Annotated in this window: 20 protein-coding genes and 1 tRNA gene; 10 read left to right on the top strand and 11 right to left on the bottom strand. The window is 51.8% G+C overall.

Annotation, left to right across the window (positions count from 1 at the left end; genetic code table 11):
* Positions 1-140 precede the first annotated feature (140 nt).
* Both Kalk_RS15060 and Kalk_RS15055 read left to right on the top strand, forming a co-directional pair.
* Positions 141-227 (top strand) — tRNA-Leu (locus tag Kalk_RS15060).
* Between the two features lie 161 nt (positions 228-388).
* A complete protein-coding gene (locus tag Kalk_RS15055) occupies positions 389-952 on the top strand; it encodes a porin family protein (RefSeq protein ID WP_101895032.1) in 564 nt (187 codons plus the stop codon).
* 66 nt (positions 953-1,018) lie between these two features.
* On the opposite strand, the gene Kalk_RS15050 is transcribed toward Kalk_RS15055, so the two are convergent.
* The 3 genes from Kalk_RS15050 to Kalk_RS15040 form a co-directional block, all read right to left on the bottom strand.
* Complete coding sequence (locus Kalk_RS15050; RefSeq protein ID WP_101895031.1) at positions 1,019-2,743, bottom strand: hypothetical protein; 1,725 nt, start codon at positions 2,741-2,743, stop codon at positions 1,019-1,021.
* Positions 2,744-2,767: 24 nt separating this feature from the next.
* Complete coding sequence (locus Kalk_RS15045; protein ID WP_101895030.1) at positions 2,768-3,928, bottom strand: acyltransferase family protein; 1,161 nt, start codon at positions 3,926-3,928, stop codon at positions 2,768-2,770.
* Positions 3,929-4,228: 300 nt separating this feature from the next.
* Entirely contained in the window at positions 4,229-4,921 is a 693-nt protein-coding gene (locus Kalk_RS15040; protein ID WP_101895029.1) for an SRPBCC family protein, read from the bottom strand.
* 204 nt (positions 4,922-5,125) lie between these two features.
* Between Kalk_RS15040 and cysC the strand changes: the two genes are divergently transcribed.
* The 3 genes from cysC (at position 5,126) to Kalk_RS15025 (ending at position 8,618) form a co-directional block, all read left to right on the top strand.
* Positions 5,126-5,746: an adenylyl-sulfate kinase gene (gene cysC / locus Kalk_RS15035; RefSeq protein WP_101895028.1), complete on the top strand. Its 621-nt coding sequence runs from the start codon at positions 5,126-5,128 to the stop codon at positions 5,744-5,746.
* A gap of 318 nt (positions 5,747-6,064) precedes the next feature.
* Positions 6,065-6,787 carry a YebC/PmpR family DNA-binding transcriptional regulator gene (locus tag Kalk_RS15030; protein ID WP_101895027.1) on the top strand — a complete coding sequence of 241 codons (723 nt, stop codon included), beginning with the start codon at positions 6,065-6,067 and terminating at the stop codon, positions 6,785-6,787.
* Between the two features lie 76 nt (positions 6,788-6,863).
* Positions 6,864-8,618 carry a mechanosensitive ion channel family protein gene (locus tag Kalk_RS15025; RefSeq protein ID WP_101895026.1) on the top strand — a complete coding sequence of 585 codons (1,755 nt, stop codon included), beginning with the start codon at positions 6,864-6,866 and terminating at the stop codon, positions 8,616-8,618.
* 11 nt (positions 8,619-8,629) lie between these two features.
* Here Kalk_RS15025 and Kalk_RS15020 read toward each other — a convergent pair whose 3' ends face one another.
* Positions 8,630-9,040, bottom strand: coding sequence for a winged helix-turn-helix domain-containing protein (locus Kalk_RS15020; RefSeq protein ID WP_158643516.1), 411 nt, complete (start codon positions 9,038-9,040; stop codon positions 8,630-8,632).
* A 259-nt stretch (positions 9,041-9,299) separates the two neighbouring features.
* Between Kalk_RS15020 and Kalk_RS15015 the strand changes: the two genes are divergently transcribed.
* Together Kalk_RS15015 and Kalk_RS15010 are read left to right on the top strand one after the other, a co-directional pair.
* Positions 9,300-9,983, top strand: coding sequence for a hypothetical protein (locus tag Kalk_RS15015; RefSeq protein WP_101895024.1), 684 nt, complete (start codon positions 9,300-9,302; stop codon positions 9,981-9,983).
* Between the two features lie 274 nt (positions 9,984-10,257).
* A complete protein-coding gene (locus Kalk_RS15010) occupies positions 10,258-12,141 on the top strand; it encodes a PhoX family protein (RefSeq protein WP_101895023.1) in 1,884 nt (627 codons plus the stop codon).
* 24 nt (positions 12,142-12,165) lie between these two features.
* Here Kalk_RS15010 and Kalk_RS15005 read toward each other — a convergent pair whose 3' ends face one another.
* The gene (locus Kalk_RS15005; protein WP_101895022.1) at positions 12,166-13,029 is read right to left on the bottom strand and encodes an MBL fold metallo-hydrolase; all 864 of its coding nucleotides are present in this window, start codon (positions 13,027-13,029) and stop codon (positions 12,166-12,168) included.
* Positions 13,030-13,113: 84 nt separating this feature from the next.
* Between Kalk_RS15005 and Kalk_RS15000 the strand changes: the two genes are divergently transcribed.
* Both Kalk_RS15000 and Kalk_RS14995 read left to right on the top strand, forming a co-directional pair.
* Positions 13,114-13,422: an ArsR/SmtB family transcription factor gene (locus tag Kalk_RS15000; protein ID WP_101895021.1), complete on the top strand. Its 309-nt coding sequence runs from the start codon at positions 13,114-13,116 to the stop codon at positions 13,420-13,422.
* A 9-nt stretch (positions 13,423-13,431) separates the two neighbouring features.
* A complete protein-coding gene (locus Kalk_RS14995; RefSeq protein WP_101895020.1) occupies positions 13,432-13,884 on the top strand; it encodes a beta-lactamase hydrolase domain-containing protein in 453 nt (150 codons plus the stop codon).
* Positions 13,885-14,012: 128 nt separating this feature from the next.
* Here the strand turns inward: Kalk_RS14995 and Kalk_RS14990 are convergent, their stop codons facing one another.
* Complete coding sequence (locus Kalk_RS14990) at positions 14,013-14,993, bottom strand: oxygenase MpaB family protein (protein ID WP_101895019.1); 981 nt, start codon at positions 14,991-14,993, stop codon at positions 14,013-14,015.
* Between the two features lie 183 nt (positions 14,994-15,176).
* Between Kalk_RS14990 and Kalk_RS14985 the strand changes: the two genes are divergently transcribed.
* The gene (locus Kalk_RS14985; protein ID WP_158643515.1) at positions 15,177-18,848 is read left to right on the top strand and encodes a response regulator; all 3,672 of its coding nucleotides are present in this window, start codon (positions 15,177-15,179) and stop codon (positions 18,846-18,848) included.
* Between the two features lie 43 nt (positions 18,849-18,891).
* Here the strand turns inward: Kalk_RS14985 and Kalk_RS14980 are convergent, their stop codons facing one another.
* The 5 genes from Kalk_RS14980 to hflX form a co-directional block, all read right to left on the bottom strand.
* The gene (locus Kalk_RS14980; protein WP_101895017.1) at positions 18,892-20,190 is read right to left on the bottom strand and encodes an adenylosuccinate synthase; all 1,299 of its coding nucleotides are present in this window, start codon (positions 20,188-20,190) and stop codon (positions 18,892-18,894) included.
* Positions 20,191-20,216: 26 nt separating this feature from the next.
* Positions 20,217-21,413 carry an ATP phosphoribosyltransferase regulatory subunit gene (locus Kalk_RS14975; protein WP_101895016.1) on the bottom strand — a complete coding sequence of 399 codons (1,197 nt, stop codon included), beginning with the start codon at positions 21,411-21,413 and terminating at the stop codon, positions 20,217-20,219.
* Positions 21,414-21,576: 163 nt separating this feature from the next.
* Entirely contained in the window at positions 21,577-22,443 is an 867-nt protein-coding gene (gene hflC, locus Kalk_RS14970; protein WP_101895015.1) for a protease modulator HflC, read from the bottom strand.
* Positions 22,443-23,591 (bottom strand): FtsH protease activity modulator HflK, encoded by a 1,149-nt coding sequence (hflK, locus tag Kalk_RS14965; RefSeq protein ID WP_101895014.1) that lies wholly within the window; start codon positions 23,589-23,591, stop codon positions 22,443-22,445. Before hflK ends, hflC begins: the two co-directional genes overlap by 1 nt.
* Before the next feature lie 68 nt (positions 23,592-23,659).
* A complete protein-coding gene (gene hflX / locus Kalk_RS14960) occupies positions 23,660-24,988 on the bottom strand; it encodes a ribosome rescue GTPase HflX (RefSeq protein WP_101895013.1) in 1,329 nt (442 codons plus the stop codon).
* Between the last annotated feature and the right edge of the window lie 63 nt (positions 24,989-25,051).

Here is a 25,051-nt window from a genome sequence, read left to right as displayed (position 1 = left end):
GTGTCGTGTGCTTACCGGCACTTTAGGTAGTTAGCGATCGTTTTACAAGGAAAGATCAGCGCCCAACCCAACAATTTTGGAAATTGTTGGGAAAATGATGTTGACAGCACCCCGCGAAGCCCTTAAATTAGCGCCCCTCTGCCCAGGTGGTGAAATTGGTAGACACGCTAGCTTCAGGTGCTAGTGGCTGAAAGGTCGTGGAGGTTCAAGTCCTCTCCTGGGCACCAAATTTAAAAAACCGAGTTTCTGACTCGGTTTTTTTATGCCTGAATTTCACCCATGCAAGCCAGCTGCCGAGCGATTCCCACCCCTACCCTGCCATTGGGTAGACACCCCCATCAAACAAGCCTATTGTTACCTCGTGTTAACGCAACGGGAGGCAGAACACATGACAACGACAAAAACACTAATAATGTCCGCCCTGATGATGGGTGCTTCAAGCTGGGCCGTGGCAGGCAGCGATAGCGGGTTCTATGTTGGAGGTTCATTAGGCACCGCCAGCGTGGATTACTCTGAAAACGACCCAGATATCGGAGAAGTCAATTTTGATGATGACGACAGCGCCTACAAAGTGTTCGCTGGTTATAACTTTGGCCTGGTTCCTTTCCTGAACATTGCTGTTGAAGGCGCCTATGCTGACTTTGGGTCACAGGAAGGAGAGATCGCAAACGTCCCTGGCTTTTCAATCGATTCAACCGCCTGGGCTGGTTTTGGGTTGGTCGGGTTCGATCTTGGGCCCATAGGATTATTTGCAAAAGCCGGAATGTTTTCCTGGGATGTAGATTTTGATACCCCCTTAGGCAGCGTATCAGAATCCGGCACCGATCCAGCCTATGGCTTGGGCGCAAAAATCCAACTAGGATCAATCGCGGTCAGAGGTGAATACGAATTATTCGACCTTGATGGTATAGATATTGACTACTTCTCAGTAGGCGCTTCTTTCACCTTCTGAGTTTAGATTCCGATAGACCCTCCACCGATGCACGGCGAATCGCATTGCGCTGTGCATCACTCTCAGTTATTCAGCTAAATTCAACTCGATCGCTGAGCCTACCTCCGGCAAACGAGCCCGCTTGAACTCCTTCCCTTTCCAGTACACCGCTACAACATCGGACGCATGCCCTTGATCAAACTCCAATTCCAGAAGCAACGGATGACCACTGCTATCCAGCTTTTTTACTTCCAGACGCATACCATCCGTAGCAACAACCTGCCCCACTTTCAAGGGCTCGCGAGACAGATCCCGAACCGACTGCTCAAACTCATTGATCATGCCCTTCTCAGACTGAATCTCGACTTTATTCTCACCGATACGACGGATGGTAAAATCCATTGCATCTGATGATATCATCCACAAACGCTCGGGGATCGTCCGCTTGTGGGCGAATCGCATTGGTGTAGTCGCCAACGAGATAGGCATGCTTAGCCCAAACAACAGCACTCGGTCGCTTTCACGCTCAACGGGCATTCTCTGATTGATATCCAGCGCCATCAACTTACTCCAAATCTGTGGACTGTAACTGAGCAAAGGCATCAGCAGCGGCGATATCACCAGATGCGCGACAAACAGGACATAAGCGCCAATACGAACAAAGCGGGAATCAACAAACCTTGCTGCCACGGACTCGAATAACAAGCCCAGCAAGGCGGATGCACCGATACCAACCATCAACAAATTTCGATCAGCGGGAATAGCAGCACTTATCGGCACCACCGAAAACAAACAACCCAAGGCCCAAAATCGCGCCAAAGCTGATTGCCTTAATAACGGCAGAAGAATAAAAAGCAGGACTGCCAAAAACAGCACAGACACAATTGAAAATACCATCATGCCATCCGGATTGAAGCCAAAAACATCCGCTGGCACTAATCCAAATTGCGCAAATAACAATACCGGAATGCGCTCCCCGAGCCTACCAAGAAATATTAGAGGTGACGCGGAGGGGTCAATGTAGGTGGTGTCTGAATGGTACGCGCCAAACCCGCCCATTTTATAAAGCACCCACCACCCTACACACATTAGCGCATAGGGCCATAATGCGATCAATGCCCTTTTGGGGCCAGCCTTGTCGAGCATTAGCGCATATGCACCCAGATACGCTGAAGTGCTTATGCCAATCTCACCGCTAAGCAGACTGCACAACAACCACACCAGGCTGAAAATAAAAGCCCGATACGAACCAGACATTCGCCAATTCAAAAAAGACAGTAAACACAACACGCCAAATAACGATGCCATGATGGCGTTACGATTCGCAATCCAGCCAAGTGTCAAGCCGTGGGTGCTATCCCACAAAAACAGCGCAAGCCCTGCAATCGCAGCAATCGGCTGCATACTCATCCGGCAATACAGATGATACAGCAACGCCCCAAGCCCCAGATACCAAGCCAAACTTTGCATATGCATCATAAACGCCAGATCACGCCATAGGGCATGATCCAGCCAATGACTCAACTCTGCCAACGGCCGCCAAAACTGATAGCGAAACCCTTCGTAGGTCCACCAGGGAATAACACCCATATCAATCAGAAACTGAGTTCGCTCGGGAGCAGAATCCACCCAAGAAAACAAACCGAACAACGACCAATCCTGAGTTGCAGGTATATTGATGTCGGGATGCAGTAATGCATAGTGAATATAATCATCACCCAACCACCCCGAAAACAGGGCTGGCAGAGTAAGTATGGCAGTAATAGCCAACACCCAGGCGGGCTTATGTTCTAGTTTCCCCAAATACCACATATATCAGGCTCGCGCACAGCAACACTACGCGGTGCGCTTTGACTCCATGAATTTTTCTGGCTTGTGAATAAACGGCAGATTGAAACGACGCCGCTTGCCATTTAACAACCAACCAATCCAGGTTGATCGCGCGAACAGATGAAAGGTCAATAAACTTACAAACAATGTAACCAACAATACCACCCCAAATTTAACAGCGTGGTGAAGCTGCCAATCATCTATCAGCATCGGCAGTGCTACCGTCATCGGCAAATGAACCAAATACACCCAATAAGATGCCTCAGACAAATAGCGCGCCACCGGGCTAAAGTGATCGCATAACCGCTTGTAGATTGCCAGCACAAACCAACACGCAAATGCGTAGTACAAACCAAGAAATATCACCCCATACCAAACTATTGCGTTAGGGTCTCCCTCATTCTGAGCGGCATTCATTGCAACACTGGCAACAAACATGATCAAAAACAAAACGGCAAATGCAAGCAGGCGCCAGCAACGGTCAACACTTGCAAAGAATTCCTCTCGCAGATGAAAAGCCATCATGCCTGCTGCAAAAAAAAGAAAATACTGAAAGAAGACACCTTTAAAGACATTCAATCCTACAGGCACTTCCAGAAGATAACTGTTCTCGGCAAAATGCACTAACGCTATGAGTATGCCAAGCATCCAGGGCAATACTTTCGCCACATAACGGTTGCGCCCTTCAGAAAAGCACCGAATCAAAACCCCTTGCAACGGGATGGCCAGTAACACATAAATATACAGGTAGTATAAAAACCAAAGATGATAAAGGTGGACGCTGTCACTAAACTCAATGATCGTGCCACGCCGATGCATTAACTCTGCACCATATGCAAACAACCAGTTGCAAGACAACATCAAGGGCCCGGCAAAGATCAATAGCGGGAGCAACACGCGCTGGGTTCTGTGCTTTAAGAATCCTGTACTACCGCGTTTGCTAAGCAACATGGCAGCAAACAACCCTGCCACCAGAAAGAACACCTGCATACGGAAACTATGAATCAGATTAATGAGCACAGAATAACCAATGTGGACATCAACGGATTTATAAGGCCACAGCTCTCCAGCAGGCAAATTGTTGTAACTACCGGCAGCATGCAGCACGATCCCCAGCAACATCATGTGGGAACGCACTTGATCAAGAAAATAAATTCGACGATCCATGCCTAATCCTTTAGATACAGCGAGTTCACAACAATCTCGCTAACGCTTTTTATTAAAAATAACTAACGACGAAGCTAATCCAACCTCGCAAACAGCCGCAACATTGCGCACTGTTTGCGTATTATGATGCTTAGCGTATGACTAATACAACTCCCAAGCCGCACGCGCACTATTACTTATCAATTGATAAAAAACATCACGCCAACAACCTGAAACTGAATGCGGAGCGGTGTATACCGCACCCTTACATTCTCAGGAAATCTTTACCCGAAACGTAACTGTCATTTTACTGTGATAAAGCTACTCTAGTAGCTGCTCCAAATCGCTACGCACTGGCTGATAAATGGATGATAACTGATCCAGCGAGACCGGCGTGTTTTCACGATCAGCCAGCATTATTTTAATACCATTCAATGTAACCAAAGGGCCTTTTTTTGAAACGATATTAGAGATAAACCCTGGCACCATTCCGCCTGGATCAACAAAGGTCTCAAAAATAATTCGGCTGCCGCCGTTATGCAGCTGTACCACCTCAAAACGGTTATTCAGCTCAGGGATCCTGACGTACCCATCTCGCTCAGGCAGCATCCCTGCTAAATTGTTGGTTTCGATCACTACGCTGGACGCCATAACGGACACTTTGCTGTTTAAAGTCGCATCACGATCCGCAACCGGCCAAATGCCGTTAAAGCGCAAGTAAATCCCCTTCCCCGGAACACGTTCTGCTGCCTTACATTGAAACACCCATTGGGGAAACGCCTCTACTCCATCCAGAACAGCCAGCACTTGTAGCGGAGAAGAGGCTACCTCCACCTCACCTCGAAATGCTTTCACTGATGCCCCCGGCACCGCTTTTACCCAGGTTCTGACGTCACCTGGATCTTGACTCTCTACCACTGGGTGCCATTGTTGTTGGCTGTTGTCTTCTTGCTCCTGTGCATTCGCACCCATCACCGCAAACCATGCAGCAACGATAATTACCATTGTTCTCATATCAACTCTCTTGTGATCTACGCAGCATTACTATACTCGACCATATCGAAGAACGCTGCTGGTCGCCACCTTAACAATGACGGAGATTTAAACCATTGTAATTGAAACCTGCATTTTCTATTCTTAAGAGCATGATCAGGCATTGGATCGCATTAACCTAGAACTCCAGCAAACAGCCAAGCTGGAAACTATAAGGAACCAAACGTGACTAAACAGGTAGCAACCAACGTACATTGGCACCACGGTGAAATCACCCGCAACGACCGAGCTCGCCTTATTAAGCAAAGGGGTGCCACGCTCTGGTTTACTGGCCTGTCCGGTAGCGGCAAGAGTACCGTCGCAGTGGCCCTGGAGCAAAAACTGTTCGAGCTGGGGCACTTAAGTTATCGCCTGGATGGTGACAACATCCGCCTGGGCATTAATAAGAACCTGGGATTCTCTGCCGAAGACCGTACCGAGAATATTCGTCGCATTGGCGAAATTGCCAAACTGTTTGCCGACACCGGCGTTATAACCCTATCCAGTTTTATCAGCCCTTATCAGGAAGACCGCGATAGAGTACGGGAAATTCATGCGGCGTCCGGGCTTCCTTTCATTGAAGTGTATGTAGATTGCCCCTTGGCCGAAGCCGAGATACGCGATCCAAAAGGCCTTTACAAGAAAGCGCGGGCAGGTGAAATAAAGAACTTTACCGGCATCGATGACCCCTACGAGGCACCGGGCCAGCCTGAGATTCATTTACGTACCGCCGAAATGTCGGTTGAAGAGGAAACGGACTTAATCATCAACTACCTGCGCGACAACGGATACCTGGGCGAGCAGTAACACCCTATCGCCCTCAACAAAAGCCGCCGCTGTTAACGCCCGAGCAGCGGCGGCTGTTGATCACACCTCTAAACACCAGAGCAAATAAAAGAAAAGCTTATTGACTTTGTGTGGGCACAAATATTATTGCTTTTATATCAACTGGTTATACACATTCTGAACGCCTGGGCACGTATTCGGGCAAGAACCAGAGTTGAACGGCCACCACGCAACAGACCTTATCTACAAAAGTTGCGAATAAAGCGTTAGGCCTTGGCCATTAGCCTTGCCAGCAGGTAAAATCCCAACACTTTTAACAACAGACAAAGAAGCATTCGTATGGGCCGAGCATATCAGAACCGCAAAGATTCCATGGCCAAAACGGCCGCCGCCAAGACCAAGGTGTACTCTAAATACGGCCGTGAGATTTACGTGGCCGCAAAGAACAGCGGCACTGACCCCAACAACAACATCACGCTGCGCAGCTTGATTGATCGGGCCAAAAAAGATCAGGTTCCCACCCACGTAATCGACAAGGCAATCGAGAAGGCCAGTGGCGGCGCCGGTGAAGATTTCCTGCCGGCACTGTACGAGGGCATTGGCCCCGGAGGATGCATGGTTCTGGTAAGCGCACTGACCGATAACGGCAATCGAACGTTCGGCGAAATAAGGGGCGTGTTCACCAAGTGCAAGGCAAAACTGGGCACTCAAGGCTCCGTTTCCCATATGTTTGATCATCGCGCCATGTTTGTGTTCCCAGGGGAAGATGAAGACGCGGTGCTGGAAGCGCTACTAACCGCTGATGTCGATGTCAGCGACATTGAGCAGGAAGACGGTATGATTACCGTGCTGGTGCCACCAACGGAATTTTTCAAAGCCAAAACGTCGATAGCCGAGGCGGTGCCAGGTGTTGAATTCGAGATGGAGGAAATCACCTATCTTCCACAGACATCGCACCCCATATCGGAGGAAGACGCCGAACAATTTGAACGCTTTGTTGGCCTACTGAACGACTTGGATGATGTGCAGGAAATCTACCATAACGGCGAATTCTCTGACTGATCCGATCAAATATGCCGGGTGCTCGACCTGATTCACCCGGCATCTGCTTTGCCTGTGTTTACATGAAGGAAACAGCATGATGCTGCGTCTAGCCCTATTGCTAATAGCGTCCCTGATTTCAGCTATTTCGTTTGCCGAAGACTCTCCTACCATTCGCGATGTTCTAGAGGCTGATTCGCGATCGGAAGAGGTATTGGAGCAGGCGCGGGACGAGGCAGCCGCGATCAAGCCAGGAGAAACGCCACTCTCCACAATCCTCGCAATCCGAGATGCAGGCACAAACAAAGACTGGGCCACTGCCGCCACCTATTTGGACACCCGCTATTTACCCGAGGAAATGCAAGACAGCGACCCGAAGGAGCTGATACGCCAGCTGTCCATCGTCTGGAACCAGCATCGCATCATTGATTTCTCTGCACTGAGCAACAAGCCTGAAGGACACCTTGATGACAAGCTACCCAGCTATCGGGATTTCTTGGGCAATCTACCGCTGACCCGCAACGACAGCATACCGGTCTATTTACAGCGGATTCCTGATGGCAACGGTGGCAGGGTCTGGAAGATTTCCAATGCCACTGCGCGCCACATCCCCGTCCTGTGGGAAATCTATGGGTATAACCCGTTCATTATACAACTCGAGGACCATCTTCCTGACTTCAATATTCTGCACCTGCAGAACTGGCAGGTGGTGGGCTTGATGCTGATCGCAGTTGGAGCCGCGCTGATTGCATACTGCCTGCGCTGGATAATATTAAAGCTTATCGCCCTGTCTGATCGCTATCGTGACACCATGCATCAGCTGGCGGCTGTGCCTATGCCAGGGTTTGTGTTTTTCAAACTGCTGCAAATGGGCGTAGCTGAATTGGGTTTGTCTATTAAAGCCCGCGTTTATTTAAACGAAGCCGCGCTGGGCTACATCGCCGGTACTTTTCTACTTCTGGCCAGCATTGAATTCTTCACCGCCCTCTTCCTGTCTCGTGCCGCCAACCAGCAGTATTGGTCTGGAATTATTCGCCCTGTGCGCACCATTATTAAAATTGTCGGGGTGATTATTATCTTCCTGCTCTGGCTATCGGATGCTGGTTATGAAATCGATACCGTACTGGCAGGACTGGGCATCGGCTCTCTTGCCTTGGCTTTGGCGGCCCAGAAGACACTGGAAAACGTAATTGGAGCAATCACTTTATACATTGCACAACCGATCCGACCAGGCGACTTCTGTAAAGTAGGCGATATTACCGGCATTGTAGAAGAGATAGGTTTGCGCTCCACCCGCATACGCAGGCTAGATCGTTCTGTAGTTCATGTACCTAATTCTTCTCTGGTGTCCGTTAGTCTGGAAAATATCAGCGAAAACGATCGTCGCCGCTATACCCGTCAACTTCGATTGGCACTGGATGCGACTCCCGATCAGTTACGCATAACACTGCAGAAATTGCGCGAGCTACTCCACAGTCATCCTCGATTATTAGATATCGCTGTACGGGCACGCTTTGAGAGCATAGAGCGGGATGCCTACGTTATTGGCCTGAATGCTTATATCGACAGTTCTGATTTTGAACTGTATCTGGCGGTATCAGAGGACCTGAATCTGCGCATACTGAATATACTGCAGGAATGCGGTGTGCTGCTTGCGATACCCGAGCAACGCTTGCTGATCAAACGAGACTCTACCGCCCCCTCTGATACCACCAAACAGGAGGAAGCGGCCGAGTCGGTCCTCGCGCTGGAGCAAAGCAACCAGCTGGCGTTTCCCGATTTCACCGATGCAGAAAAAGCCAGCCTGCGCGGCCAAATTCAGTATCCCGAGCGAGGGCATCAGGAACGCTGATCCGCCTGCAATCATCGACTTCTGACATACAGGCTTTCTTCCGGGTCGCCCTCCTGCAGAGCAACCATCAACGACGGCATCTTTTTTCGTACCGAGGAATGCATTACCCGAATATCAGGCACAAATCTGAAGCCTCTTTTGGGTATGGTTTGAACCAAAGCCTGTCGGGAGGCGCTGTCGCCTAAAGCGCGACGACACTGTGCGACGACCTGAGCCAGGGATTCGTCCGATACAGCGCGCCCTTGCCACAATGTTTCAAACAGGGCCTCGCGCTCTACCAGGGTATTTTCTGCTTGCACCAGCATGCTCAGAAATTGAAATATCTTGGGCGCCATTTTAATTTCACGCTCACCTTTCAATAAACGCGCTTGATCCGGCATAAGACAGAAGTCTTCAAAGTGGTATTCGATTCCTCTCATCATTCTGATTCCTTTCATAATGATGTACGAGCCTCATCATTTCCGCACCAGTATGATTCATCGGCTGATCAAGACGCAGTTAAGGATAACCACCTGTACTGTTAAATATGTGACAAAAGATCTGCGCATTAAAACGCAAATCAACTAATCATCATGAATTCGTCAGCTTTTGTTCAAGCCCAGGCACAAGCGGAAGCATAGTGTGGACAGTGAAACCGAAAGCAATGGTTTCCATCTAATTTTATGATCATGGAGCGACATTATGAAAACCCTGACCACCGCACTATTCATTACCTCAACCCTGGCCGCCCCCTTGGTATTGGCTGCAACCCCCAACGAGATCCGCGACCTGACCCCACAACCAAGCCTGGAGTACAAATTTGCCCTTGATGATCTGGTAGCCCTGCCTACCGCAGAGGAGCCCGATGCAATTCGATTCACCTCCGGTGCACATTATTACAAGCAGGCCATTACCAGCACCCTGCCACGCACCATAAGTTCGGAGAAGTTTCTTACTCTGCCAGGGTCGCGCAGCAAAGTTGTTATTCCCGCCGGTAAAAATGCTTTGGTTAACCTGGCGTTCACCGCAGAATCACGCTGCAATGAACCAGGCAGCATGGCTCCGGACTGGTGCGAAGTGCGCATATTGGTTGATGGCGTCGAAGCCTCGCCTCAAGCTTCCCGCTTTGGGCCGGACACCTATGCTTTCGACAGTACCGATGGCGGCAGCGAGGGCATCTCCTCTTGGGAGTCTCATGCCATGGATCGCCACCATTGCGTTATCAACAGTAACAGCAAAGTAGCGAAGTCAGTTCCTGTGGAAGTGCAATGGAAAGTCACCAATTTTGATGGCGGAGCTGCCCCTCAGTTTTGGCTCGACGACTGGAGCTTTACCATTCAACTGGCAGACGGTTGCCGCCAGGAGCGACTGAAAGTGGATGATTAAAGCGCAATCAGAACACACTCCGTTAACCTAACAAAAGAGGGAGCAACTACCACGCAGTTGCTCCCTCTTTACGTATTACTGCCACTGGCTTTCACCTCGATTCACCCACTCAGTCGCCCTGCCTGCTACCCATTCTGCTCATAGAACAAACTGTTCAATAAGTAACATATTTGAAGCAATTCGCTGTTAGCTTTGTGCGTGAATTATCCATCCACGATCCACCGCATTAGACACCAGACTGCAGGTTCTGACCGCAAAGCAGCAGGAGAGAGAAATGAAAGACGAATTGCAATACGACAACGACAATGAAATCAGTAACCCTACCGATAATCGACCTTTCGAGGACATCCTGCAGGCTAGCCTTGGCCGCCGCAAGGTATTGATGGGCGGCATGGGTTTGGCAGCCGCCTCTTTTGTGGCCGCTCCTAGCCTGGCCAGTGCTGGCCACCGCCACTGGCCAGAACGCAAACCGCTGATTGGTTTTACGCCTGTTGCGCTGGAAGATGGCAGCGGCGCTATGCCGTCGATTTCCGCTGATTATGAATACGATGTCATGATCCCCTGGGGTGAGCCACTGGAACCAAGTGGCCCGGCTTTCAGTTGGCCTCCCAAGGCGGCAGACCAAGCTAAGCAAATCGGTATTGGTCATGACGGCATGGCTTACTTTCCCATCGATCAGAAAGAATGGGCGTTATTTGGCAACAAATTCAACCGAGGCAATAAACATCGCCGCGGTAATCGTCACGGCATGCTGGCCATCAACCATGAGTTTGGCGGCAATCATCATGTGCTGGGCAAAAGCGCACCGGAGAGCCTGGAAGAAGTACGCACATCACAACACGCTCACGGCGTTTCCATTGTGGAAATCAAACAAGGTCGCAACAAGTGGCGACAAGTTGAAAGTAAAAATGCACGCCGTATCCATGTAAATACACCGGTCACGTTCAGCGGGCCGGCTGCAGGCCATGCACTGCTGCAAACACCGGCAGGCAATATCCCACTGGGCACCGTCAACAATTGTTCATCTGGCGCTACCCCGTGGGGCACCTACCTGACCTGTGAAGAGAATTTTAACGGCTATTTCGGCGCGACCAATAAAGAACAGACCTGGTCACCCACTGAATCTCACAATCGCTATGGTTTCTCAAGGGGCGGCTTTGGTTATGGCTGGGAGAAATTCGACGCCCGCTTTGATCTGTCCAACCCCGATTATCGCAATGAAGAAAATCGCTTTGGCTGGGTAGTGGAAATTGATCCGTTCGACGCTACCCAAACCCCAGTCAAGCGCACGGCCCTGGGCCGGGTCAAACACGAAGGCGCTACTTCGGTAATTGGTCACAATGGTCGCGCGGTGGTTTATATGGGCGATGATCAGCGCTTCGATTACATCTATAAGTTCGTTTCAGCGGATCACTACAAGAAAATGCTGGCAGCAGGTAAAAGCCCGCTGGATGAAGGCGTTCTGTACGTTGCCCGCTTCAACGAAGATGGCAGCGGTGACTGGCTGCCCTTGACTTTGGATAACGCTGACCTCGCGGCACGCTTTGCTGACATGGGAGAGTTGCTGGTGAACACCCGTATCGCCGCAGACATCGTGGGCGCAACCCCCATGGATCGCCCTGAGTGGACTACGGTAGCACCCAACGGTGACGTCTATTGCACTCTGACCAACAACAGCCGTCGCACCGAAGCCGATGCCGCCAACCCGTTGGCCCCGAACCCCGACGGTCACATCATCCGTTGGCATGATGCCGATGAGCACACCGGCACCACGTTTAAGTGGGACATCTTCCTGATCGCTGAGACCACACACGGCACAGAAGAATCGTTCGCCTCTCCAGACGGTTTGTGGGCCGATCCCGATGGCCGCCTGTTTATCCAAACCGACGGTGGCCAAAAAAACGGCCTGAATAATCAGATGTTGGTTGCAGACACAACCACCGGCAAACTGAGCCGACTGCTTACTGGCGTCTACGGCGACGAAATCACTGGCATCGCCGTCACCCCGGATCGCTGCACCATGTTCGTCAATACGCAGCACCCCGGTAACGGTGATCCATCCGTGACCAACTTTCCAGCACCACAGGATGGCGTAACGGTGCCCCGCGACTGCACCATCGTCATCACCAAAAAAGACGGCGGCATCATCGGCTCCTAGCCATTTGCGTAACCATTGTGCAACTCAAATCCGATTAATCGGCAATTTGAGATACTGAGTACCGTTGCTTTCTGCTGGCGGCAACTGACCGGCTCTGATATTTACCTGCAAAGCAGGCAATATCAGTACCGGGGCCGCCAGACTGGCATCCTTTGCGTGACGGGCCGCCACAAAATCCGCTTCCGACACCCCCTGGTGCACCATCAGATTGTGCTTTCGCTGCTCGGCAACGGTGGTTTCCCATTTAGGGGCTCGACCATTGGGTAGATAATCGTGGCACATGAACAAGCGGGTTTCTGCAGGCAGAGACAGTAACTGCTGAATGGACCGATAAAGAGCCTGCGCATCACCGCCGGGAAAGTCTGCACGAGCGGTGCCGTAGTCAGGCGTGAACAGGGTATCCCCCACAAACACTGCGTCTGCAATTTTATAACTGACGCAGGCAGGGGTATGGCCTGGGGTAAACAACACTTCACACTCCAATGACCCAATGGCAAGCCGTTCACCTGCCTGGAACAGGTAATCAAACTGGGAGCCATCAGCTACAAACTCAGGCCCTAAGTTAAACAGCTTGGAGAAATGCGCCTGCACTCCAGTGATACCTTCACCAATGGCAATGTTTCCACCTGCCTGCTGCTTAAGCCAGTGGGCTGCCGACAGATGATCCGCATGGGCATGAGTTTCTAAAATCCACTCCACGCTTAGATTTAGTTCTGCAATATAATCAAGAATCAATTGCGCTGAGGTTGTGGATATTCGGGCGGCTTTTGCATCAAAATCCAGAACCGGGTCAATGATGGCACATGGCCCCTCTGGTGCTCCATGCACCACATAACTGAAGGTATAGGTAGACTGATCGAAAAATGTCTTGATAATAGGGGAGTTCATGATGTATCCGCCTTAATCACTTCATGATTGCCAAACATTCAGACACATAGTATATTAGCTACAACTAATATAGCAAATACCGATATGACTATTGCCAATCTAGAAGAATTACGACACCACGCACAGGATGCCGCCAAGCTGATGCAGGCGCTGTCCAACCCTAACCGGCTGATGATCATGTGCGCCCTGTCTCAAGGGGAACACTGCGTAAGCGAGCTGAATGAGGAGCTGGCCCTTTCTCAGTCGGCACTGTCACAGCATTTGGCAGTACTGCGCAAGCAGGGCTTGGTAAGCACTCGACGCCAAGCTCAGACCATCTATTATTCGGTGGCAGAGGGTCCTGCCATGGATATCGTCGCGCTACTGCATCAACACTTCTGCGGAAAATCCTGAGGATTCCCCATGCTGAACGACCACCCAATCAACGTCCCGAATTTATGCAGCCCCAACCCCGATACCCTGGCGTGTGGCTTGCCCAGCGAACAGGATTTAAAGGACGCCGCCCAAAAAGGCATCAAAACCGTTATCAATCTGTGCCCTGTGGAAGAAACCCCACCCAGCGAGCCGGAAGCCGTCGCTCAATTGGGGATGACCTATATAAACATCCCCATTCGTGGCCCACAGGATCTCACCCGTGATGCAGCAAAACAGTTGGCAGAGATAATGGACGACTGCAGCAATCACCCTGTGCTGATCCACTGCCGTAGCGCCAACCGTGTGGGTGCACTGATAACACTGAAAGAATATTGGCATGAAGGCAAAAGCCAGGAGGAAGCCCTCGCAGTGGGCCGTCGCTCGGGGCTCACCATGCTGGAACAAGGCGTCATTGAAATTATGCGTCAACAACCCGCCTGAATGCGGTGTGTAGCGGCAGGCCTTCGGGCCTAAGGGCTTACACGAAATTCAACCTCAAAAAAGGCCGGAGGTATACACCGCCGGCCACACACAAGAGTCGATCAATTTAGCTATCAGAGTACCTGCCGCTAGGACACCAGCAACGGCTGACCATAAATCACACGGTTCGTCATACGGGTAACTGGGCCCGCTTTTTCACCCTGAATGCGTTGGGTTGCTTCAATATAAGGCGGCAAATACTTAACCGATTGTGGTGCGACATTAAAGAACCTGCGGGCAAAGGTTATATCAAAGTCGAAGCTTCGTTGCATATTTACTGTTATCTCGGGAAAGCCAAAATCCTCACGCAGCCGATCCGGCAACAACATTGCGGTATGCATTTTGTGGCGATTTAACAACGGTTTCAGATACCACTTCATGCTGAAGATGTATTCCACCAATTGCCTGCCAACCTCACCTACTGCCAGCTCATCGGAATTCACTACGTCGTTGTAATACGCCAAAAAATCACCCCAGGTTTCTGGCATAGCCGATTCAGGAATGCCAAACAGAAAGGCAAACATTTTGGATTCCTGATAGTACTGCTCTTTTTCGTCAGCGGTGAGCGGCTGGTGAAACAATTCATACACACGCAACCCGGTCACCCACAACGTAGCGTGTACCCACAGCATCGCGCCTACCTGATTGGCAAAATAAGCACTGCCCTTTTTGGTCTTACCCGCGCTTTCACTCACCTGACCGGTGATTTTGGCGTGAATGTTATGCACTTTGATGGCGGAATCCAGCACCTGATCCAGGCTGCCAAACACCATGGCATGAACGTTCAAAAACGTGCGGCGTAAACGACCCAGGGGATCTGTCTGGGTCTGGGAGTGCTGATCAATAGCCTGGGATACCCAGGGGTGAGCCAATTGCAACAGGTTGGCGCAACCCGCGCCCATCATGACAGAGGTATGACGGTTCACCCGCCAAGACATGGATTCAGGGCCATACAATCCCACCCTCGAATCCAGCACACGTTTGGACATATCTTCCAAGCGACTTTGAAGGTCTTCTCTGGTGATCGCCTTCTGTTTTACAACCACTTCTACAGAATTACTGACTGACATGGATAGTCTCCTGTTGCTAATACCCTACCCATCCTAGGGGAATGGCAGATAGAAACATTGATACAAATCATACTATTTGTATCAATGTTTCTATCTGCCACAGCTCCCACCAGCTGGACTATTCTTAGAGGTAAGCACCCAGATCGCGCACAACAGGCCCCAGACAAGGATTCCCGTAACACCATGAGCGGCAGGAACACAGGCGCCATTCGCAAACAGCTGGTAGGCTGGTTCCTTACCGTTGGCCTGCTGCCATTGATTCTGGTGGCAGTGATCAGCTATCAGCAGGCCAGATCCAGCTTACAGGAGGCAGCCCATGCCGAGCTATCTCAAACCGCTGCCGAGAAAATTCGCTTTATAAACGCCTGGTTCGATTACCGCTGGATGGATCTGGATCTACAGGCTAACAACCCCACCAACATCACACTGATCAATACCCTGGAAACCAGCTTCCGCTCCAGCGGCAAAAGCCTGGCAGAGTTCATCAAGAGTGACGAATGGCAACAGCTGGCCCAGTCCCGCAGGCTCGATTTGATAAACCTGCTGGCAGCCTACGACTATATGTATGATCTATTTCTTATCGATACCGACGGCAATATTCTGTTTACCGTGGTGATGGAAACAGATCTGGGCACCAACCTGATTAACGGCCCGCATAAAGACACTCGTTTCGCCCATGCCTTTATACAGGCGCTCGAGACCAACGAACCAATCTTTTCAGATTACGAGCGTTACGCTCCTTCAGCCAATATGTTGAGCGGTTTTTTGGTGACCCCCCTGCTGGACCAGGAAGGCCACACCAAAGGTGCATTTGCGCTACAAGTCAGACTGGAAAGAATTAACCAGCTGCTACTGCATCAACGGGAATACGACATTAACCACTACCTGGTGGGGGAAGATGGCTTATTACGTTCGCAATTTGGCAACCGCGAATCCGAAGTATTAAACACGGCCATACATACAGATATCTTTAGCGCATGGCAGAACGCTCATGGAGAATCACACAGCCAAGCACTTCAGTCTTCGCCGGTAATGTCCCGCTACCTCAACCCCAAAGGTGAAGAGGTCATCGGACAATACAACACCGTCAACATCGGCAACGTAACCTGGGCACTGATCAGTGAAATAAAGCGCGATACCGCATTCGCCTCAATCACGTGGCTGGCGCAATTGGATGTCATACTGCTGCTGTTATCCACTGTGGCCATCACCCTCTGTGCAACCTATCTGGCAGGCCACATATCGCTTCCATTGGCCAAACTCAATGATGCCGTGGAAGCCTTTACTCACAACAACCACGTTAACCCGGTGGCCATAAAAAGCCGCAACGAAATTGGCAACCTCGCCGACAATTTTAATTTAATGATAAAAGCCCGAGAGCGTTACGAAGGCCGCATAAAAGACAGCGAAACGGCAACCCGTAATGCATTGACCGAGCTGAGCATGCAGCAGCGTGCCGTGTCACACCACGCCATTGTTGCCATAACCGATATTCGCGGCACGATCCTTTATGTTAACAGCAAGTTCGAGGAGGTCAGCGGTTACAGCGCAGCAGAACTGATCGGCAGCAATCACCGTATTTTGAATTCAGGCTTCCACCCGCAATCCTTTTTTCGTGAAATGTATCTGACCATATCCAAAGGCAATATCTGGAACGCTGAGATCTGTAACCGTGCCAAAAATGGCCACCTTTATTGGGTGGCCACCACCATTGCTCCATTGCGGGATGACACCGGCAATATCGACCGCTATATGGCCATTCGTACGGATATTACCGATCAAAAAGCCGTACAGCATGAATTACGCCAAGCCAAAGATGTGGCAGAAAGCGCCGCCAGAATCAAAAGCGAGTTTCTGGCCACCATGAGCCACGAAATCCGCACCCCCATGAATGGGGTTCTGGGCATGCTGGGCCTGTTAATGCGTACTAAACTCGATGCCGATCAACAGCATCAGGCGCGCCTGGCCATGAGCAGCGCCGAATCCTTACTGGTGATCATCAACGACATTCTGGATTTTTCCAAAATCGAGGCAGGCCGTCTGGAGATTGATATCATCGACTTTGATCTCGGCGCCATGCTGGGCGAGTTTGCCGAATCCATGGCACCTCGCGCCCATGAAAAGGGATTAGAGCTGATACTCGATGTAGTCGGTATAGAGCACAGCATGGTAAAAGGCGACCCAGGGCGGCTGCGCCAGATCATCGCCAACTTGGTCAGCAACTCCATCAAATTTACCGAGCATGGTGAAATTGTTATCCAAGCCTCCCTGCACACCACACCCGACTATCAATACCAGTTCGAATGCATCGTGAGCGATACCGGCATTGGCATTCCCCAGGATCGCATCGAGCATATTTTCGGCTCCTTTACTCAAGTGGACGCTTCCACCACCCGTCGCTTTGGTGGCACAGGGCTGGGGCTGGCCATCGTCACTCAACTGTGTCAGCTAATGAACGGCACCATCCAAGTAAACAGTACAGAACACCAAGGCAGCCAATTCCACTTCAAAGTAATGCTGCAGCCCAGCCAGCTATCCCAGGCGCTCGTACCCAGTATCAATGTGCAGAACGTACCCATGCTGGTGGTGGACGACAATGCCACGAATCGCGAGGTGCTGAAGCGGCAACTGCAATTGTGGGGCGCACAGGTACAACTGGCCAACGACGGTGAGCAAGCACTTGAACTGATGGAGGCCAGGCAAGCGGAGCAGGATGAGTCAGGCTATGCCGTCGTTTTTATCGATATGCTGATGCCCAATATGACCGGTACCGAGCTGGGACAACGCATCCGCAGCAACCCGAAATTCAACCCAACCAAACTGATCATGATGACGTCTATCGGCAATCGGGGTGATGCCCATCGACTGGCCCAGCTCGGTTTCAACGGCTATTTCCCTAAACCCACCACTCTTTCCGATCTGCTTCATGCTTTGGCGGTGCTGTTGGAAGATGGCGAAGCCTTAGCCCAGGCGACGCCCCTGGTTACCCAGCACTACCTGAAAAGCCTACGTCCAGATCAACGCCAGGACACCATCTGGCCCCAGCACTGTCGCCTGCTTCTGGTAGAAGACAACCCCATCAATCAGAACGTGGTGCAAGGCATGTTGGAAGAGTTTGACCTGCATTGCGAAATGGCCAACAACGGCAAAGAAGCGATCGAGCTACTGCAAAACGCTGAAAGCCGATTCCCTTACACACTGATCCTGATGGACTGTCAGATGCCGATACTGGATGGCTATGACGCCAGTCGGCAAATTCGCAGTGGGGTTGCCGGTAAGCGTTATCAGCAGATCCCCATCGTCGCCATGACTGCCAATGCCATGGCAGGCGACCGGGAAAAATGTCTTGAAGCTGGCATGAGCGACTACATGAGCAAGCCCATCAACATTGACGAGCTGTATAAAAAACTCACGATCTGGCTGAACGGCGACGCACCGGGTGCGCTGTCGGCCACCAGCGCACCACAGCCAACAAGCTCGAACGCTCTCTGGGATAAGGCCGAAGCCCTGAAACGGGTACGCAACAAGCCCGAACGCCTTAACACGCTTATCGACATGTTTCTGAACAACAGCCAGGATCTGGTTGCCCAGATCCGTACCGGCCTCGCCAACAATGATTATGCCGCAGCATCCCAAGGAGCGCATACATTGAAAAGTGTGGCTGGCAACCTGAGCGCCCAGAGGTTAATGAAGGCTGCAGGGCAGCTGGAAGAGGCGTTACGGGAAGGGGAAACAGACAACGCGACGGAGCTAACGGAAAGAGTTATTCGCCAACATGCAAAAGTCAGCGTAGTGTTTCAGGCCCATGTACAGGGCGATGATCACAGCCCTAACCAAGGCCACGCCAGCCCATAAAAAAAGCCCCGATAACGGGGCTTCTTCAACGGTTTAGTATTGACTAATCAGTAAACGGATTGCGCAGAATGATGGTCTCAACACGATCAGGCCCGGTAGAAACAATGTCAATCGGGGCGCCGACGGCGGCTTCCAGCTTCTTCACATAGGCAATCGCATTGGCAGGCAGCTCATCATAGTTTTTGATACCGAAGGTGGATTCACTCCAACCGGGTACGTCTTCGTAAATGGGCTGAATGCCATCATAGTCGGCTGCATCTACCGGGAACGCTTCGATCTTGTTACCGGCTCCATCTTCGTATCCAACGCAGATACGAATAACATCCAAGCCATCCAGCACATCCAGTTTGGTGAGGCACAACCCGGAAACGGAGTTGATCTGCATAGCCCGGCGCAGCGCAACGGCATCGAACCAGCCACAACGGCGAGTGCGGCCGGTGGTAGTGCCAAACTCATGGCCTTTCTCACGCAGATGATCGCCCACTTCATCGAACAACTCTGTGGGGAACGGGCCTGAGCCTACTCGTGTGGTATACGCCTTGGTAATACCCAACACGTAATCCAGGTACAGCGGGCCATAGCCGGAACCGGTCGCCGTGCCGCCGGCGCTGGTATTGGAGGAGGTAACAAACGGATACGTACCGTGATCAATGTCCAGCAGCGTGCCCTGGGCACCTTCGAACATGATGTTGTCACCAGCGATGCGATGTTGATGCAAAATTTCAGTTACATCGGCCACCATGGGCTTCAACTGCTCACCCATTTCAAGGGTTTCATCCAGCAGCTTTTGAAAATCCAGTGTCTCTGATTTGTAGTAATGCTTAAGCGTGAAGTTGTGGTAGTCCAACACCTCACCCAACTTGGACGCAAAACGCTCACGATGAAAAATATCACCCAGACGCAGGCCGCGACGGGCAACTTTATCCTCATAGGCTGGCCCTATGCCACGCCCGGTGGTGCCGATGGCCGCTTTGCCACGGGCCACTTCCCGCGCTTTATCCAAAGCAACGTGATATGGCAGGATCAGCGGGCAGGCTGGGCTCAAACGCAGACGTTCACGTACTGGCACTCCACGCTCTTCCAGCATGGCCATTTCTTTCAACAAGGCATCCGGCGCTAACACCACACCATTACCAATCAGGCATTTTACGTTGTCACGCAGGATGCCAGACGGAATCAAATGCAGCGCAGTTTTTACGCCATCAATCACCAGAGTGTGACCGGCATTGTGACCGCCTTGAAAACGCACGACACAGGCAACGCGATCGGTCAACAGATCAACGATTTTACCCTTACCTTCATCACCCCACTGGGTACCCAGAATAACGACACTCTTGCCCATTACTATTTGTCTCTATCAAGAACAGATTAAGAATCGGAAACGGCTACTGCGACCCAACCGGAGCTGGATAAGCTCAACTGCTGATCACAGCCTTGCGACTGAGCGGTTTGCCCGGCGCCTAACGACTGAATCACCACCTGGCCGGAAGCCCGCAACTGCTGCACTGCCTCCTGCAAACTTGCCTGATCAGCAACTGAACCGGCAACGGGTGCAAAAATTTTCTTACTGGCCACGGAGGAGGTCACACGACGCACCAACGCCGCCAGATCGGTACTAAAGCCCGTGGCCGGACGCGCACGCCCAAACACTTCACCGATGTGATCATAACGACCACCATTGGCGATAGCCTGGCCCATATCAGGGACATAGGCACTGAACACCGGGCCAGTATGGTAGTGATAACCACGCAACTCGCCCAGATCAAAATACAATTTCACATCGGGATAACTGGCAACAAGCTGATCGGCGATCTGCTCCAGATCCGCCAGGGCTGACTGCACAGCCTGCGGTGCCTTGGCCAATACGCTGGCCGCTTTCGCCAATACCGATCGATCGCCCGCCAACGTTACCAACTGGCGCAGCATAACCGCCAGATCCGGATCACTTACCTGTTTTGCCAAGAAGGCCTCCAGCTCGGGAACCGCCTTACGCTGGAAAATTTCAAACAACTGCCATTCCAGATCGCCACTCAGACCGGCTTCTGCCGCCAGCGCACGATAAATGGCCACATGCCCCAGATCCAGATGCAATTCGCAACAACCACCGCGACGCAGGGTTTCCAGCATCAGACCGATCACTTCGATGTCACTGGCGATGCCACCATGACCATAGATTTCGGCACCGATCTGGATCAGGCTGCGACTGGCCGCCAGGCTTTCGGGTTTGGCATGCAACACGTGGCCTGCATAACACAGGCGAGTCACACCTTCTCGATTGAGGGTATGGGCATCAATGCGCGCCACTTGGGTGGTCATATCAGCACGCACGCCCATTAGGCGGCCGGTGAGCTGATCGGTCAGTTTGAAGGTCTGCAGGGCCAGATCATTGCCCGCACCTGTCAGTAGGGATTCGAGATACTCAACCAGAGGGGGAAACACCTGCTCGTAACCCCAGCTTTTATAAAGATCCAGCAAGTCCCGACGCAACTGTTCCAGTTTCGCCGCCTGTGGGGGCAGGATTTCATCGATCCCATCGGGTAACAACCATCGATCTGCTGTGGCCATAAAGCGTTCGCCGTTGTCCTCTATTACTCTGTTTGAGTCGTTGTACGTCATGATTTAGGTTTTGGGGCCTGATTTAGCCCACAAAAAAACCGGGGGATCGCCCCGGTTTCCTTATGATAACACGCATCGAGGGGCCGAGTTAAACCTTTCGGCCCCTTTTTACCTACTCGCTCTTCATAAATCGGAAGAACTCTCCATCAGGCTGCACGACGATCAGGTCGTTCTTGCTGTTAAAGACATCTTTGTAGGCATCCATGCTGCGATAAAAGCTATAGAATTCAGGATCTTTCTGATAGGCGCTGGCATAGATTGACGCTGCTTCCGCATCGCCTGCACCCCGTAGCTCTTCCGCTTGACGATAGGCACCAGCCAGGATCTCGGTACGCTCACGATCGGCAGCAGCACTGATACCTTCTGCCAGCTCGGCACCGCGAGCACGATGGCTACGAGCTTCACGTTCACGCTCGGCACGCATCCGGTCGTATACCGAGGCACTGGCACTGGAAGGCAGCTCGATACGCTTGACCCGAATCTCCACCACATCAATACCCAGGGCTTCCTGAGCTTGGTCGTCAATGGCCTTGGCCAAATCCACCACCAGCTCTTCCCGCTCACCGGCCACAACTTCATACACAGTACGCGCACCAAACTGATTACGCAGGCCTTCGTTCACACGGGGGGCCAACAGCAGCCGCACACGAGTCTCAAGGCCGCCGCCGGTGGCAATATAAAACTGCTTGATGTCTTTGATACGCCACATCACGTATGAATCCACGATCAGACGCTTCTTCTCCTGGGTCAGATACTCTTCCTGACGCATTTCCAGTACGCGAATACGGCCATCAAACAGGCGCGGCTCATGTATAAAAGGTATTTTGAACTGGATCCCTGGCTGCAGATCATCTCTCACCACTTCACCAAATTTCAGCAATACGCCACGCTCACTTTCTTTCACGGTGAATATGGCGCTACCGGTAACCAGGGCAACCACTGCGATCAGCAGTAAGACTGTCATACTTTTGTTATTCATTAGCGATTCTCCCAGCGTGTTTCACGGGCCTGACGAATTCGCTCCAAGCCACGAACGGAGTCGGAGGCTTTTTTGGTCGCACCCTTGCTTTGCTGAGTAGAATCAGCTTCTACAACAATGGACTTCGCTTCTGTACGTCGACCTTCCAGGATTTTATCGATAGGGAGGTACATCATGCTATTGCCCCCATCCACGTCCACCAGAACCTTGGACGTGTTGCTGAGCACGCTTTCCATGGTGTCGATGTACATACGGCGACGGGTCACTTCCGGTGCCAGCTTGTACTCGGCATAAAGCCTTTCAAAGCGGTTGGCCTGACCTTTGGATCGCTCCACGATCTCGGCCTTGTAAGCGTTGGCCTCCTCGATCATGCGCTGCGCTTCACCACGCGCCTCTGGCACGATTTGGTTGGCGTAGGCTTCCGCTTCATTCTTAACGCGCTCTTCGTCTTCCCGTGCTTTGATAACATCATCGAAGGCGGCTTTCACTTCCTTGGGAGGATGTGCATCTTCGATGTTCAGCTTATCAATGGTGAGACCGGTTTTATAACGATCCAGATATTCCTGCAGGCGCTGATGCACTTCTACGGCGATGGCTTCACGGCCGTCGGTCAGCACCCGATCCATTTCGCTGCCACCCACCACGTGACGCAGTGCGGATTCCACCGCATTACGCAAGGTGTCGATGGGCGCACTGGATTCGAGGAAATAGGCTCTGGAATCCGTGACCACGAACTGAACCTGCAGATCCAAATCCACAATGTTCTGGTCTTCGGTGAGCATCGTGGCGCGCACCGGCATGGTTTCACGCTGGTTTACGTCCACTTTCTGTACAGTATCGATGCCCCATGGGTTCCAGTGTAGACCGGCACTGACGGTATCATGGTATTTGCCGAAACGCAGCACCAATGCTTCTTCGGCCTGTTCGACCCGATACAAACCGGCCACCAGCCACAACACGAAGACAACGCCCAGAATCAGCAATAACAGGCCGAAACCGCCGCTATCGTTGTTCTGACCACCACCCAGCATACCGCCGAATCGGTCTTGCAGTTTTTTGATCACATCGTCCAGTTCCGACTGGCCGCGGCCATCCCGGCCTCGCCATGGATCCTGATTACGCCCGCCACCGGGCTCATTCCAAGCCATACTATGCTCCGCTGTTTTCTATGCTGGGGGGAAATGTTATTGCATCTCAAAACGTTATAATAGGGTTATTATTCCGAATGGGTCGAATTTCGCAACCCCGACAAGCTTTGTTCCAGGTTTTCACGGTTCAACTCAAAGCGTTTTACCATCTGCTCCCATGCCTTTTGCGGCATACGAATATCAAGCAACGCGTTGCCCTGCTCGTCAGCCGACTCTGCCTGTACAGCCTTTAACCCGTAACAATGGGCCCGCACTGCTGATAGCTCGGGTGCCAAACACAAGGTACCCTCCACCATGCGCTTACCCAGCCGCTCATTCAAGGCTTGTAACAGTTCTGTCATCCCTGCACCTGTGCGCGCTGACAACCAAACCGCCACAGGCACCCCCTCGTCATCTCGTTCAATGCGAGGAGCGTAGTCGCCCATCAGGTCAATTTTGTTATAGACCATGAGAAACGGCACAGTATCGGCACCAATCTCATGCAGCACTTCATTAACCTGAAATATATTGTCTTCCCGCTCTTCGGAGCAGGCATCAACCACATGCAACAGAAAATCAGACTCGCGGCTTTCTTCCAGCGTGGCACGAAACGCCTCCACCAGTTTATGGGGAAGATGACGAATAAACCCCACTGTATCTGCCAGAATAACCGGGCCAAGATCTGACACATCAATGCGCCGCAATGTGGGGTCGAGGGTAGCAAAGAGCTGGTCTGCTGCATACACATCAGATGCAGTAAGGCGATTAAACAGTGTGGATTTCCCGGCATTGGTGTAACCCACCAGGGATACCGTGGGTACGTCCGCACGCTTACGGGCGCGGCGTCCTTGATCCCGCTGCTTACGCACTTTCTGCAGACGCTGCTGAATATACTTTACACGGGCCCGCAACAAGCGCCGATCCGTTTCCAACTGGGTTTCGCCGGGGCCACGCAAGCCGATACCGCCCTTTTGGCGCTCCAGGTGAGTCCAGCCACGCACCAATCGGGTGGAAAGGTGCTCAAGCTGAGCCAGCTCAACCTGCAACTTACCCTCGTGGGTGCGCGCACGCTGCGCAAAAATATCGAGAATCAGCCCCGTGCGATCCAGCACGCGACATTTGAGCTCGCGTTCAAGATTGCGCTCTTGGGATGGATTCAAGGAATGGTTGAAGATCACCAGATCGGCTTCGAATTCAGCAACCAACCCGGCCAGCTCTTCTACTTTACCGGTACCAATAAATAATCGGGAATTCGGTGCCGGACGCGACCCCTTAAGCACCCCCAGACGCTGGGCACCGGCGGAATCCACCAGCATTTCAAATTCCTGAAGGTCTTCGCCATCGAATTCTTTGGGAAATTCGATGTGAACAAGGACGGCCCGTTCACCACTTTGGGGACGGTCAAAAAGCGATTCCATTTAGCGGATTGCTACCAATTCAAACACAGCCGGAATCAGTGAGACGGGCCTGCGTAGCCGATT

The sequence above is a fragment of the Ketobacter alkanivorans genome, assembly GCF_002863865.1.
GTDB lineage: Bacteria > Pseudomonadota > Gammaproteobacteria > Pseudomonadales > Ketobacteraceae > Ketobacter > Ketobacter alkanivorans.
The sequence above is the reverse complement of the archived record's forward strand: the minus strand, read 5'-3'. Positions and strand labels throughout refer to the sequence as shown.